12 protein-coding genes are annotated in these 13001 nt (G+C 67.4%); 5 read left to right on the top strand and 7 right to left on the bottom strand.

Annotated elements, in window-relative coordinates:
* Position 1 precedes the first annotated feature (1 nt).
* The 7 genes from HWX31_RS11535 to HWX31_RS11505 form a co-directional block, all read right to left on the bottom strand.
* Positions 2–919 (bottom strand): ABC transporter permease subunit, encoded by a 918-nt coding sequence (locus tag HWX31_RS11535; protein ID WP_174964732.1) that lies wholly within the window; start codon positions 917–919, stop codon positions 2–4.
* Positions 920–922: 3 nt separating this feature from the next.
* The gene (locus tag HWX31_RS11530) at positions 923–1933 is read right to left on the bottom strand and encodes an ABC transporter permease subunit (RefSeq protein ID WP_174964731.1); all 1011 of its coding nucleotides are present in this window, start codon (positions 1931–1933) and stop codon (positions 923–925) included.
* 112 nt (positions 1934–2045) lie between these two features.
* Entirely contained in the window at positions 2046–3674 is a 1629-nt protein-coding gene (locus HWX31_RS11525) for an ABC transporter substrate-binding protein (protein ID WP_174964730.1), read from the bottom strand.
* A 256-nt stretch (positions 3675–3930) separates the two neighbouring features.
* Positions 3931–5238: an MFS transporter gene (locus tag HWX31_RS11520; RefSeq protein ID WP_174964729.1), complete on the bottom strand. Its 1308-nt coding sequence runs from the start codon at positions 5236–5238 to the stop codon at positions 3931–3933.
* 209 nt (positions 5239–5447) lie between these two features.
* Entirely contained in the window at positions 5448–5762 is a 315-nt protein-coding gene (locus HWX31_RS11515; RefSeq protein ID WP_059616382.1) for a high-potential iron-sulfur protein, read from the bottom strand.
* Positions 5763–6222: 460 nt separating this feature from the next.
* A complete protein-coding gene (locus HWX31_RS11510) occupies positions 6223–7332 on the bottom strand; it encodes an NAD(P)/FAD-dependent oxidoreductase (RefSeq protein WP_174964728.1) in 1110 nt (369 codons plus the stop codon).
* A gap of 154 nt (positions 7333–7486) precedes the next feature.
* On the bottom strand, positions 7487–8467 hold the full coding sequence (locus HWX31_RS11505; protein ID WP_059611799.1) for an AAA family ATPase: 981 nt from the start codon (positions 8465–8467) through the stop codon (positions 7487–7489).
* Between the two features lie 292 nt (positions 8468–8759).
* On the opposite strand from HWX31_RS11505, the gene HWX31_RS11500 reads away from it, so the two are divergent.
* The 5 genes from HWX31_RS11500 to rqpS all read left to right on the top strand — a co-directional run bounded on the left by HWX31_RS11500 (position 8760) and on the right by rqpS (position 13000).
* Entirely contained in the window at positions 8760–9242 is a 483-nt protein-coding gene (locus HWX31_RS11500) for a hypothetical protein (RefSeq protein ID WP_174964727.1), read from the top strand.
* Positions 9243–9248: 6 nt separating this feature from the next.
* The gene (locus tag HWX31_RS11495; RefSeq protein ID WP_059611802.1) at positions 9249–10073 is read left to right on the top strand and encodes an endonuclease/exonuclease/phosphatase family protein; all 825 of its coding nucleotides are present in this window, start codon (positions 9249–9251) and stop codon (positions 10071–10073) included.
* 61 nt (positions 10074–10134) lie between these two features.
* Positions 10135–10782, top strand: coding sequence for a LysE family translocator (locus HWX31_RS11490; RefSeq protein ID WP_174964726.1), 648 nt, complete (start codon positions 10135–10137; stop codon positions 10780–10782).
* A 214-nt stretch (positions 10783–10996) separates the two neighbouring features.
* Positions 10997–11767: a ferredoxin--NADP reductase gene (locus tag HWX31_RS11485; protein ID WP_059611806.1), complete on the top strand. Its 771-nt coding sequence runs from the start codon at positions 10997–10999 to the stop codon at positions 11765–11767.
* 414 nt (positions 11768–12181) lie between these two features.
* Positions 12182–13000 (top strand): quorum system sensor histidine kinase RqpS, encoded by an 819-nt coding sequence (gene rqpS / locus HWX31_RS11480; RefSeq protein WP_174964725.1) that lies wholly within the window; start codon positions 12182–12184, stop codon positions 12998–13000.
* The last annotated feature ends 1 nt before the right edge of the window (position 13001 follow it).

The raw sequence follows: 13001 nt of genomic DNA, 5'->3' as shown, positions 1-13001 counted from the left end.
TTCAGGCCATCCGTTTCAGTTTGGGATCGAGCGCGTCGCGCAGCCCGTCGCCGAGCAGGTTGATCGCGAGCACCGAGATCAGGATCGACAGGCCCGGCATCGTCACGATCCACCATGCGTTGTCGATGTAGTCGCGCGCGGAGGCCAGCATCGCGCCCCATTCGGCGGTCGGCGGCTGCACGCCGAGGCCGAGGAAGCCGAGCGCGGCCGCGTCGAGGATCGCCGACGAGAAGCCGAGCGTCGCCTGCACGATCAGCGGCGCCGTGCAGTTCGGCAGCACCTGCGAGAACATCAGGCGCAGCGTGCCGGCACCCGCCACGCGCGACGCCGTCACGTACTCCTTCTGCAGCTCGCCGAGCGCCGATGCGCGCGTCAGGCGCACGTACGCGGGCAGCGCGACGATCGCGATCGCGAACATCGTGTTGGTGAGGCCGGGGCCGATGATCGCGACGACCGCGACCGCGAGCAGCAGCGACGGCAGCGCGAGCAGCACGTCCATCACGCGCATCACGGCCGTGTCCGCCCACTTCTGGAAGAACGCGGCGACGAGCCCGAGCACGATGCCCGGGATCAGCGCGAGCACGACCGACACGAAGCCGATCCAGAACGACATCCGCGCGCCGTACATCAGCCGGGACAGGATGTCGCGGCCGGCTTCGTCGGTGCCGAGAACGAACTTCCAGTTGCCGCCGTCGAGCCACGCGGGCGGGATCTTCACGTAGTCGCGGTATTGCTCGACCGGGCTGTGCGGCGCGATGAGCGGCGCGAACAGCGCGATGACGATCAGCGCGAGCACGATGATGCCCGCGCCGACCGCGCCGCGGTTGCGCGAGAAGTTGGCCCAGAATTCGCGCAGCGCGAGCGTGCGGCCGCCGACCGGCACGGATTCGCTCGGCAGGGTGTTTTGCAGGTTGCTCATGATTTACCTCGTGTGGCGGATGCGCGGGTTCAGCACGCCGTACAGCAGGTCGACGACCAGGTTCACGACGATCACGAGGGTCGCGATCAGCAGGATGCCGCCCTGCACGACCGGATAGTCGCGGCGGCCGATCGCGTCGATCAGCCACTTGCCCACGCCGGGCCACGAAAACAGCGTCTCGGTCAGCACCGCGCCGGCGAGCAGCGTGCCGATCTGCAGGCCGATCACGGTCACGACCGGGATCAGCGCATTGCGCAGCGCATGCACGACGACGACGCGCACGGGCGACAGCCCCTTCGCGCGCGCGGTGCGGATGTAGTCCTCGCGCAGCACTTCGAGCATCGACGAACGGGTCATCCGTGCGATCACCGCGAGCGGAATCGTGCCGAGCACGATCGACGGCAGGATCAGGTGGCTGACCGCCGAGCGGAACACGCCTTCGTCCGGCGCGAGCAGCGCGTCGATCAGCATGAAGCCCGTCACGTGCGGAATTTCGTATTCGACCGCGATGCGGCCGGACACGGGCGTCCAGCCCAGGTACGACGAAAACACCATGATGAGGATCAGCCCCCACCAGAAGATCGGCATCGAATAGCCGGTGAGCGCGGTGCCCATCACGCCGTGGTCGACGATCGAGCCGCGCCGCAGCGCCGCGATGACGCCGGCCGGCAGCCCGACCGCGAGCGCGAACACGAGCGCGCACAGCGACAGCTCGACGGTCGCCGGGAAGCGCGCGAAGAACTCGCCCGCGACGCTCGTGTTGGTGATGATCGACGTGCCGAGGTCGCCCGACAGCGCCTGGCCGATGTAGTGGACGTACTGCACGGGCAGCGGCTGGTCGAGCCCGAGGCGCTTCATCGCCTCCGCGTGCATGACGGGATCGACGCCGCGCTCGCCCATCATCACTTCGATGGGGTCGCCCGGTATCAGGTGAATCAGCGCGAACGCGAGGATGGTGATGCCGATGAAGGTCGGGATCACCATGCCCACGCGGCGCAATACGAATCGGAGCATGATGCGTCTCGTATTTTCTTGTGGGAAATGTGCGACCGGCGACGAGGAGCTCGTGGCCCCACGCCGCCGGGTGTTTTCAAGCCGGTTTTCGTGACAGCTTACGCTCGTCGCGTCACTTCACGCTCACGCCGTCGAAGCGTGCATAGCCGAGCGGCTCGATGCGCATGTCGACGATGTTCTTGCGCACCGGCTGGTAGACGGTCGAGTTCGCGATCGGCGAGAACGGCACCTGCTGCGCGAAGACCTGCTGCGCCTGCGTGTAGATCTTCGTGCGCGCATCCTGCCCGTTCGTCGTGCGGCCCTTCTGGACCAGTTCGTCGAACGGCTTGTAGCACCAGCGCGAGAAGTTGTTGCCCTTGATCGCCTCGCAGCCGAGCAGCGTGCCGAGCCAGTTGTCCGGATCGCCGTTGTCGCCGGTCCAGCCGATCAGCATCGTGTCCTGCTCGCCGCCGTGCGCGCGCTTGATGTACTCGCCCCACTCGTACGTGACGATCTTCGCCTTCACGCCGATCTTCGCCCAGTCGGCCTGGATCATCTCGGCCATCAGGCGCGCGTTCGGGTTGTACGCGCGCTGCACCGGCATCGCCCACAGCGTGATCTCGAAGCCGTTCGGGAAGCCCGCCTTCGACAGCAGCGCCTTCGCCTTCGCGGTGTCGTACGTGGGCATCTTCAGGTTCTTGTCATACGACCATTGCGTCGGCGGCACCGGCGCGCTCGCGGCCTGGCCCGCGCCCTGGTACACCGATTCGAGAATCGCCTTCTTGTTGATCGCCATGTCGAGCGCCTGGCGCACCTCGAGCTTGTCCATCGGCTTGTGCTCGACGTTGTACGCGAGGTAGCCGAGGTTGAAGCCCGCCTGCGACGGCATGTCGACGCCCGAGTCCGCCTTCAGCGTCGCGATGTCGGCCGGACGCGGATAGGTCATCACCTGGCACTCGTTGCGCTTGATCTTCTGCACGCGCACGCCCGGGTCGGGCGTGATCGAGAAGATCAGCTTCGCGATCTTCACTTCGCCCTTCTTCCAGTAGTCGGGATTGCCGTCGAAGCGGATCGTCGCGTCCTTCGTATAGCTGCGGAAGATGAACGGGCCCGTGCCGATCGGCTTCTGGTTGATGTCGGCAGCCTTGCCGGCCTTCATCAGCTGGTCCGCGTATTCGGCCGACAGGATCGACGCGAATTCCATCGCCATGTTCTGGATGAACGGCGCGTTCGGTTCCGACAGCGTGAATTTCACCGTGTACGGATCGACCTTCTCGACCTTCGTGATCAGCTTGTCGAGGCCCATGTCGGTGAAGTACGGGAACGATACCGGGTAGGCCTTGCGGAACGGCTGGTTCGCGTCGAGCATGCGCTGGAACGAGAACACGACGTCGTCCGCGTTGAATTCGCGCGTCGGCTTGAAGAAGTCGGTCGTGTGGAACTTGACGCCGTGGCGCAGGTGGAACGTGTAGACCTTGCCGTCGGGCGACACGTCCCACTTCTCGGCGAGGCCGGGCTCGACCCTGGTGCCGCCGCGCTCGAATTCGACGAGGCGGTTGTAGACGGTGAACGTGGACGCCGTGAAATCGACGCCGGTCGTGTATTGCGCGGAATCGAAGCCCGCCGGGCTGCCTTCTGAGCAGTAGACGAGCGTTTTATTCGGGATCTGTGCGAATGCAGAGCCCGCGATGCCGAACGATGCCGCTGCCACGCCTGCCATGGCGGTAACACGCAGGGTGTGCAACAGACGGTTGTATTCCATGTTTCCTCCAGGTCTCCAGATCGGAACCGACCCTTCAGTAGGGGCCGGCGTACGCGGATATTACTTGAGCTAGCGATTGCGCAACAAGCTGGAGAAAAAACTCGTCCTGGTGCGCCGGCGCGAAGATGTGCGGATGTTGCAGGCGCATGACGGCGGCCCGGGGGCGCGCAAGCGGCGGTTCCGTTGATGCGGCGCGTGTTTCCTTCGCCAACTAAACACGTTCTGCGCTGCGGCGGACGGCGCGATGCCCGGCGGCTCAGCGGCGCGCGTCGAGATCCGCGCTGCGCGCCGGCACGAACGCGACCGCGACGATCGACAGCGCGAGCCCCGCCATCACGTACAAGGTCGGCGCGAGCGGCGAGCCGGTGGCCTTGATGAGCCACGTGACGATGAACTGCCCGAAGCCGCCGAACAGCATCACCGCGACGTTGTACGCGATCGACAGCCCGGTCGAGCGCACGTTGGCCGGAAACAGCTCGGCGATCATCGCGCCGAACGGGCCGTAGTAGCCCGCGAGCGTCACCGACAGCACGGCCTGCACGGCGATCAGCCGCGCGATGCTCGGCGCGGCGTCGAGCCACACGAACAGCGGGTACATCAGCGCGAACGTGATCACGAGCGACCACAGCGACAGCCCCTTGCGGCCGATGCGGTCCGACCACGCGCCCGCGAGCGGCGACAGCACGGTGAGCAGCAGGTTGCCGACGATCACCGCGTAGAACGATTGCGCATACGGCAGCTTCAGCTGCTTCACCGCGAAGGTCGGCAGATAGATGATCAGCACGTAGATCGTCACCGTCAGCGCGATCACCGCGCCGAGCCCGCACAGCACTTCGCGCGAATGGCGCGCGAACACCTCGCCGAGCGTCGCGCGCCGCGCGCTCTGCTGCGCATGCAGGAAGGCTTCCGAATCGGCGAGATGGCGGCGGATGTAGAAGCCGATCGGCCCGATCACGAGCCCGATGATGAACGGCACGCGCCAGCCCCACGCGCGCAGCGCGTCCGGCGTCAGGCCGCGCGTGACGGCCGCGCCGACGAGCGCGCCGATCAGGAGCGCCGCCGCCTGGCTCGACATTTGCCAGCTGCCGTAGAAGCCGCGCTTCGAGAACGGCGCGGCCTCGATCAGCAGCGCGGTCGCGCTGCCGAACTCGCCGCCCGCGGAAAAGCCCTGCAGCAGGCGGCCGAGCACGATCAGCAGCGGGCCGCCGATGCCGATCGCCGCGTAGGGCGGCGCGACCGCGAGCAGGAAGATGCCGGCCGTCATCAGCAGGATCACGAGCGACAGCGCGGCCTTGCGGCCGGCGCGGTCCGCGTACAGCCCGAGCACGACGCCGCCGATCGGCCGCATGAAGAACGCGACGCCGAACGTCGCGGTGGCCAGCAGCAGCGACGAATATTCGCTGCTCGTCGGAAAGAACAGCTCGGCGATCACGACCACCATGAAGCTGAACACCGTGAAGTCGTACCACTCGAGCGCATTGCCGATGACCGCCGCCGCCACCGCGCGCCGGTTCAGCGCGCGCTCGGGCCCGACCGTTTTCGTTGAACCCGCAATCGTCGCCATGCGTGTCTCGCCCTCGTGAAATGGTTCGGTGCGGATGTGCGACGCGGGGTGCCGCTGCGACGCGCCGGTTTGCAGCGAGTGTAGAAAGGCGCGGAACCGATTTCAAGCAATAAAAAACGCCCGCCGTCGAACGATGGCGGGCGTGTCGCGGTTCGCGCTGAATTGCGGCACCGCACGATGCGGCGCGGGCAGTGCGGGCAGTTCGGGCGTTATGCCATCTTCGTGAACGCGTTGCACCAGCCCTTGGCCGATACCTGCTTGCCGGGGAACGCGCCGCACGGGCCGGATGCCGAGCCCTTCTTGCCCTGGTACAGCATGCAGGCCGCGCAGTCCTGGCCCGCCGCGTATTTCGGGAATTTCGCCTTGTCGACCTTCGTGGCGTCCATCTTGTAGCCGAGCGCCTGCGCGGTCGGGTCGCTCTCGGACAGCATCGGCAGATCGGCGGCCAGCGCTTCGCGCGACAGCGCCATGGCCGAGACGACGCCGACGCTCGTGATCAGGAAACTCCGACGGGAAGTTTTCATGGGGGACTCGCTCCAATGTTATCGATATGAAAGCTGCTCTAGGGTCTGTTTACATACGGAACGCACATGCGTTGCCACGAGAACGGCCGCTCGCGAGGCGCGCGACGCCGCGAATACTGGACTATCGCCAAGGAGCGCAACACGGCGAGCGGCCGTTCTCGTGGCAACCCCAAATTGAAAAGACCATTCCAGAGGAATGCCCGAAATCGCCCGTATGGCGGCGTCGCTCGTCGCTTGTTTGGCACGGCCAAACGGCGCTCCTCACTTCTTGCCCTACGAGCGATTTCGGGCATTCGCATGTGCGTTCCGTATGTAAACAGACCCTAGCGACAGCCGTTCAACAGCATAACGCTCACGCACATGAATGTGCGGCCCGAAATGCCGGAGATAAGAAATTTCGCAAAGTCGCGCCACGCGGCCGCCACACTGCCGCGACACCGCCGCCATCAGCCGCGCGCAATCACCCGCGCGCCGTCATATCGCCGACCCGCTGCGCGAGCGCGAGCGCCGCGGTCAACCCCGGCGACTCGATGCCGAACAGGTTCACGAGGCCGCGCACGCCATGCTGCGCCACGCCCTGCACGATGAAGTCGGCGGGCGCTTCGCCCGGCCCCGCGAGCTTCGGGCGCACGCCCGCATAGGCCGGCTGCAGCGCATCGTCGGGCAGCGCCGGCCAGTACGCGCGAATCGGTGCGTAGAACGCCTCCGCGCGCGCCGGATCGACGTCGTAGCGCGGCGTGTCGATCCACTCGACGTCCGGCCCGAAGCGCGCCTGCCCGGCGAGGTCCAGCGTCAGGTGGATGCCGAGCCCCGCGCGGTCGGGCATCGGGTAGACCAGGTGCGAGAACGGCGCGCGCCCGGACAGGCTGAAGTAGTTGCCGCGCGCGAGATAGAGCGGCGGCACCCAGCGCGGATCGAGGCCGCGCGTGCGGCGCGCGAGCGCCTGCGCGCCGAGCCCCGCGCTGTTGATCACGCACGCCGCCTCGATCTCGGCCGGCGTGTCGCCGCCGGTGCGCACGACGAAGCGCTCGCCGCGCAGCACGTCGATCGATTCGACCGGGGACTTCAGCGCGCACACGGCGCCGTTGCGTTCGGCGTCGCCGAGCAGCGCGAGCATCAGCTGATGGCTGTCGACGATGCCCGTGCTCGGCGAGAACAGCGCCTCGACGCATTCGAGCGCAGGCTCGAGCGTCTGCGCCTCGCCGCGCGTGAGCGGCATCAGGTCGAGCACGCCGTTCTCCTCGGCGCGCGCGGCGATCGCCTTCAGCTGTTTCACCTGCGCGGCGGAGGTCGCGACGAGCAGCTTGCCGACGCGGCGATGCGGGACGTGATGCGTTTCGCAGAATTCGTACAGCAGGTCGCGGCCGTGCACGCACGACATCGCCTTCAGCGAGCCGCGCGGATAGTAGAGACCTGCGTGAATCACCTCGCTGCTGCGCGCGCTCGCGCCGGTGCCGATCGCGTCGGCCGCCTCGACCACCAGCGTCTCGCGGCCGCGCGCGGCAAGCTCGCGGGCGATCGCGAGCCCGACGACGCCCGCGCCGATCACCACACAGTCCGTCTGCTCCATGGCTTTTCGCGTCGTTATCGCGTCGAGGGAGAGAAGACGATTGTACGTCCCGGCCCACACGCATGCAGGACACATGTGTAGCCGGATGTATCTCGCCGATCCCGCGTCGCCGACAGCGCCTCTCCCTGTTATTCCGAGTGACTCCGATTGATTGTCAGAACCCGATCGGGCGGCGCTTCGTCGCGCCTTCGTCCGCGCGGATGTCGCGCGCCTCGATCGCGTCGCGCCCGTCGAGGCGCGCGGCGCCGAACGCGTGCAGCAGCGCACGCCGCATCGTGCGCGGCGGCGTCGCGGCGAGCACGTCGAGCGCGTCGTCGCCGAGCGCGTCCGGAAAGCGCCGGCCCCATGCGTGCGACGTGCGGATCTCGTCGTAAATCGTCTGCGCGATGCGGCGCGCGCCGGCCGCGTCGGGGGGCTCGATCTCGTACACGTTCATCCGGTTGAGCAGCGGCTCCGGAATCGCCTGCGCATCGTTCGCGGTCGCGACCCAGATCACGTTGCCCGCATCGATCGGCACCTCGGCGAATTCGTCGACGAACGCGCGCGCGGTGTCATGCTCGAGCAACGCATAAAGCGCGCCGAGCGGATCGTATTGCGCGTCGCTGCCCGCCTTGTCGATCTCGTCGACCGCGATCACCGGGTTCGCGTAGCTGCCGTTGACGAGCGCATCGAATACCTTGCCCGGCTTCGCGTTCTTCCACTGCGACGATGCGCCCGACAGGATCCAGCCCGCCGTCAGCGAACTCATCGGCACGTAGTGATACGACGTGCCGAGCAGCTGCGCGAGCGCCTTCGCGAAATACGTCTTGCCGATGCCCGGCGGGCCGAGCAGCAGGATCGGCATCAGTTCGAGCCGGTCGTCGGTTTCGAGGCACAGCGCGACCTGCTTGCGCACGTCGCCGAGCGGCTCCGTGAAATTGGGCAGCGCCTCGCCGAGCGCGTCGAACGACGGCATCCGGTTCGGCTTCACGCAAAAGCGCAGATTGCCGGTCTTGAGCATCCTCTCGTAGGTGGCGCGCAGCGCGTCGCTCGCGCCGTCGTTCAGGTCGCTCAGCGCCGTCTCGACCTGCTCGAGGTCATACACCGTGCTGAAGGACGCCACCGCCAGTTCCTGCTTCACCATCGCCGTCGTCATACCAACCTCGCACCCGCTTGCCTGCGTACCATCAGACCCCTTCGATTTCAGTGTAGCGGCCCAGAATTCCGGTGCAAGCAAGCAGCCGCGCGCGTGTGCTGCTGACAGCCGGCGCACTCGGCAGGTTCACGCGTTTTTTTGCTTGAAAACGCGCAACGCGCACTTACCTTTCAAGCAGGACCACATCGCGCGACACACGCGCCGCGCCACCTTCGGTCGCATCGCGGTCGATGCCGATCGGGCGTAAGATGTGCGTCCGTTTCCCGCTACACCGCGATTCCGGAGAGGCTTCATGCTGAAACACGGCCTGGCCGTCCTGCTGGCGAGCGCCGCGCTCGCCGCCCATGCGCAGAGCCCCGCGCCCGCCGTCGTCGCATGGGAGATCCAGGTGGTGCGCGACGGTCAAACGATCGACACGTTCCAGCAGAAAACCACCGTGGGTCAGACCCGCACCGACACCCATCGTTATCCGTCCGCCGTGCCCGTCGGCTGCGGCGATCAGGCGCGCGTCGTGCCGACCGAGCGCTCGCGCTCCGTCACCGTCGCGCCGCTCGCGGTCGACGCGAACGCGATCTCGCTCGCGCTCGACGTGCAGGAAACGCTCGACGACCCGGGCGCGAAGCCGAGCGATCCGTGCCTGCCGAACTCGCCGCGGCAAATCGTCGCGAGCCATCCGGGGCTGTCGGTCGGCGGCGACAACTGGACCGACTGGACGCTCGTCGAGCAGCATCCGCACCTCGTGTACCGCCTGCGCGCGCACGTCAGCAAGGACTGAGCCGACATGCAAGCGTCAGATGCCCTGTCCGTCCCGTTCGCCGAGCCGCACGCCGCGCCCGACGAACTCACCGCGGTGAGCTGGAACCTGCACAAGGGACGCACGCCGCTCGGCTTCACCGCGTGGAACGCGATGCGCGACTGGATGCAGTCGACGCACGCCGACGTGTATTTCCTGCAGGAAGCGATGGCGCGGCGGTTGCCGCGGCCCGTGCTCGCGCCCGGCTTCGGCGCGCCGATGAACGATGCGTACGACGACGTCTGGCATTGCCAGGCCACCGAGATCGCGCATGCGCTCGACTGGCAGATCGCGCTCGGCCCGAACGTGTTCAAGCCGTCGTGGCGGCACGGCAACGCGATCCTGTCGCCGCATCCGCTCGACCTCGGCGGGCGCTGGGACATCTCCGCGCACCGCTTCGAGCGGCGCGGCCTGCTGGTCGCGCGCGCGACCCTCGCCGGCGCGCGCCCCGTCACGCTGCTGTGCGCGCATCTCGCGCTCACGCGCGCCGCGCGGCTGCGCCAGATGCACTGGATCGCGCACTGGATCATGCGCCACGCGAAGGACGGCCCGCTCGTGCTCGCGGGCGACTTCAACGACTGGCGCAACGATTCGATTCCGCTGTTCGGCGAGATCGGCCTGACCGAGGTCGCGACGCTGCTCGGCGAGTCGGGGCGCACGTTCCCCGCGTTTTCGCCGGCGCTCGCGCTCGACAAGATGTTCGTGCGCGGGATGACGCCGCTCGAATGGAACGCGCCGTCCGGCGAGACCGCATGGCTGTCCGACCACCTGCCGTACATTGCCCGCCTGCGCCTCGATCCGCCGCCAACCTGAGCGGCGCGGCGGCGCCCGCGATACAGTAGCGGCTCGTATCCGTGCCCGAGCCTGCGCCGCCATGAGCTACCTGCCGATCCTGCTGCAAATCGCCGCCGTCTACTTCGTCGCGCTCGTCACGCCGGGCCCGAACATCTTCATGATCTCGCAGCTGTCGATGTCGGGCCGGCGCAGCCTCGGCGCCGTGTCGGCGCTCGGCGTCGGCACCGCGTCGATCACCTGGGCGACGCTCGCGATGCTCGGCCTCGCCGCCGTGCTGCATCAGGTCGAATGGCTGTACGACACGATCCGGATCGGCGGTGCCGCGTACCTCGTCTATTTCGGCTTCAAGCTGCTGCGCGCGAGCGCGCGGCGCGATCCGGCCCCGGACACCGCGTCCGCCGCCCCCGCGTCGCTGCCGCCGCCGGACGCGCGCGCCCACCTGCGCGCCTATCGCAGCGGACTCGTCACGTGCCTGACGAACCCGAAGTCGTGCGCGTTCTGGACCAGCGTGTTCGCGGCGATGCTGCCCGCGCACGTGCCGCTGTGGTTCAACGGCACGGCGCTGCTGACGATCGGCGCGATGTCGGTCGGCTGGTACTGCAGCGTCGCGTACCTGTTCGCGAGCCCCCGCGCGCAGCGCGGCTACCGGCGCGTGCGCCGCCCGCTCGACGCGCTGTGCGGCGCCGCGCTGGTCGGCCTCGGCGCGAAGCTCGCCGCCGATCGATGAAAGCGAATCGAAAGACAACGTTGCGCCAAATCCGCGCATCCGCCGGGGGCAAGCGCGCGATTGGCGCAGTCAAGGTAAAATAAGCAGTTCTTCAAACGTCTGTCATCGAGAAGGCGCGTGTCCGGCGCGCCGGCCGGCCGATCCCCGGATCGGGTCGACGCCCTCGTTTTTCGCCCATTGCACGCGTCTGCTACGCGCGTCCGTTTTCACAGTCATGAGCAAATACGACACCGCCACCGTCCAATCCGTCCACCACTGGACCGATACGCTTTTCAGCTTCACCTGCACCCGTGAGCCGAGCCTGCGCTTCAACAACGGCGAATTCACGATGGTCGGCCTCGAGGTCGACGGCAAGCCGCTCGCGCGCGCCTACAGCATCGTCAGCCCGAACTACGAGGAGCACCTCGAGTTCTTCAGCATCAAGGTCCAGAACGGCCCGCTGACGTCGCGCCTGCAACACCTGAAGGTGGGCGACACGGTGCTGATCGGCAAGAAGCCGACCGGCACGCTCGTCGCCGACAACCTGCTGCCCGGCAAGACGCTGTGGATGCTGTCGACCGGCACGGGCCTCGCGCCGTTCATGTCGATCATCCGCGATCCGGACATCTACGAACGCTTCGACAAGGTCATCCTGACGCACACCTGCCGCCTGAAGGGCGAGCTCGCGTACATGGACTACATCAAGCACGACCTGCCGGGCCACGAGTACCTGGGCGACATCATCAAGGAAAAGCTCGTCTACTACCCGACGGTTACCCGCGAGGAATTCGAGAACGAAGGCCGGATCACCGACCTGATCTCGACCGGCAAGCTGTTCACCGACCTCGACGTCCCGCCGTTCTCGCCGGAACACGACCGCGTGATGCTGTGCGGCAGCACCGCGATGCTGAAGGACACGACCGACCTGCTGAAGCAGGCCGGCCTCGTCGAAGGCAAGAACAGCGCGCCGGGCCACTACGTGATCGAGCGCGCATTCGTCGACTGATCTGCCCCTGAAACTTGCGCACCATCAAAGACCGGAGCTTTCGCTCCGGTTTTTTTTCGCCCGCGCTTGGCGAATTCGTAACAATCGACGACCATCTATCTCAAATAGTTACATTTGGATCCGGCACTTGTGGCGGCTCGCGTGTCAGTGTTTTTCCTACAACAGGTTCGTCCGGATTGTTCACAAAAACCCTTATATGTCCCGCCCGTCATGACTTTTCAAGAATTTTTGAGATATTATGCGCGGCGCGCGGTTGCAATTCGGATGCGCATTGAAGGGTCGGATCTATGTGTTACAAGATGTAAATTTTGTTACCCTGACGGGTGACAAATTCCGTCAGGGAGCCGCACTTTCGGGCTTCCGGCACACGCCGCCGACCGGTGTCTGAATCGCTTTCTGAGAGCAGGGAGAGTCATGGATACGTCGCTTAATGCGCCCGAGAGCGCCCACGCCCCGTTCCCGTCGCAGCAGCCGTCGCCGGCCTGCGCCCCCGCCCCGTTGCCCTGCACGACTGCCGCCGGCCGCGATGCGCTCGCCGCGCGGATCACCGAGCTGTCCGCCGCACTGTTCGCCGCCGACGAAGCGGCGCGCCGCCATCTGGCCGGCGAGCTGCACGACGGGCTCGGCGCCGAACTCACCGCCGCGCGCTTCGCGCTCGCGAACATCGACACCTGGCTGCCCGCCGACGCGCCCGAAGGCTGCCGTCGCGCGCTCGATCTCGCGCAGCGCGCGCTCGACGCCGCGACCGACGCGAACCGCCGGCTGATCGCCGAGCAGGACACGCCGGCGCTCGACGGCGGGCTCGTGCGCGCGCTGTCGGCCTGGATCGACGGCCATGCGGAACACACCGGCCTGCGCACGAGCTTCGTGTGCGCCGCCGACGCGCGCCTGCCGCAGCTCGCCGGCCCGGGCGCGCTCGCGATCTTCCGCGTCGCGCAGGAAGCGCTGTCGAACGTCGCGAAGCATGCGCGCGCGACGTCGGTCGACGTGCGGATCGAAGCGGACGGCACGCACCTGTCGCTGATCGTTGCCGACGACGGAATCGGTTTCGCGCGCGCCCACCGTCACGGCTACGGCCTCGCCGGCATGCGCGCCCGCTGCGAGGCATTCGGCGGCGGCTTCGAACTGGCCTCGCCGGCCGCGGGCCGCGGCGCCCGGCTCGCCGCGCGGTTCGCATGGGACGCGCTGTTCGCGGCGCCGGCAACGGCGCGCCGCGCCTTCCCGATTTCGTGAG

The organism is Burkholderia ubonensis, assembly GCF_902833085.1.
Classification (GTDB): domain Bacteria; phylum Pseudomonadota; class Gammaproteobacteria; order Burkholderiales; family Burkholderiaceae; genus Burkholderia; species Burkholderia ubonensis.
This window is presented reverse-complemented; position numbering and strand designations above follow the sequence as displayed.

Bases quoted from the DNA above. Each gene is read 5' to 3' on its own strand.
- HWX31_RS11535 (WP_174964732.1), bottom strand. From the start codon at position 919: ATGAGCAACCTGCAAAACACCCTGCCGAGCGAATCCGTGCCGGTCGGC.
- HWX31_RS11530 (WP_174964731.1), bottom strand. From the start codon at position 1,933: ATGCTCCGATTCGTATTGCGCCGCGTGGGCATGGTGATCCCGACCTTC.
- HWX31_RS11525 (WP_174964730.1), bottom strand. From the start codon at position 3,674: ATGGAATACAACCGTCTGTTGCACACCCTGCGTGTTACCGCCATGGCA.
- HWX31_RS11520 (WP_174964729.1), bottom strand. From the start codon at position 5,238: ATGGCGACGATTGCGGGTTCAACGAAAACGGTCGGGCCCGAGCGCGCG.
- HWX31_RS11515 (WP_059616382.1), bottom strand. From the start codon at position 5,762: ATGAAAACTTCCCGTCGGAGTTTCCTGATCACGAGCGTCGGCGTCGTC.
- HWX31_RS11510 (WP_174964728.1), bottom strand. From the start codon at position 7,332: ATGGAGCAGACGGACTGTGTGGTGATCGGCGCGGGCGTCGTCGGGCTC.
- HWX31_RS11505 (WP_059611799.1), bottom strand. From the start codon at position 8,467: ATGACGACGGCGATGGTGAAGCAGGAACTGGCGGTGGCGTCCTTCAGC.
- HWX31_RS11500 (WP_174964727.1), top strand. From the start codon at position 8,760: ATGCTGAAACACGGCCTGGCCGTCCTGCTGGCGAGCGCCGCGCTCGCC.
- HWX31_RS11495 (WP_059611802.1), top strand. From the start codon at position 9,249: ATGCAAGCGTCAGATGCCCTGTCCGTCCCGTTCGCCGAGCCGCACGCC.
- HWX31_RS11490 (WP_174964726.1), top strand. From the start codon at position 10,135: ATGAGCTACCTGCCGATCCTGCTGCAAATCGCCGCCGTCTACTTCGTC.
- HWX31_RS11485 (WP_059611806.1), top strand. From the start codon at position 10,997: ATGAGCAAATACGACACCGCCACCGTCCAATCCGTCCACCACTGGACC.
- rqpS (WP_174964725.1), top strand. From the start codon at position 12,182: ATGGATACGTCGCTTAATGCGCCCGAGAGCGCCCACGCCCCGTTCCCG.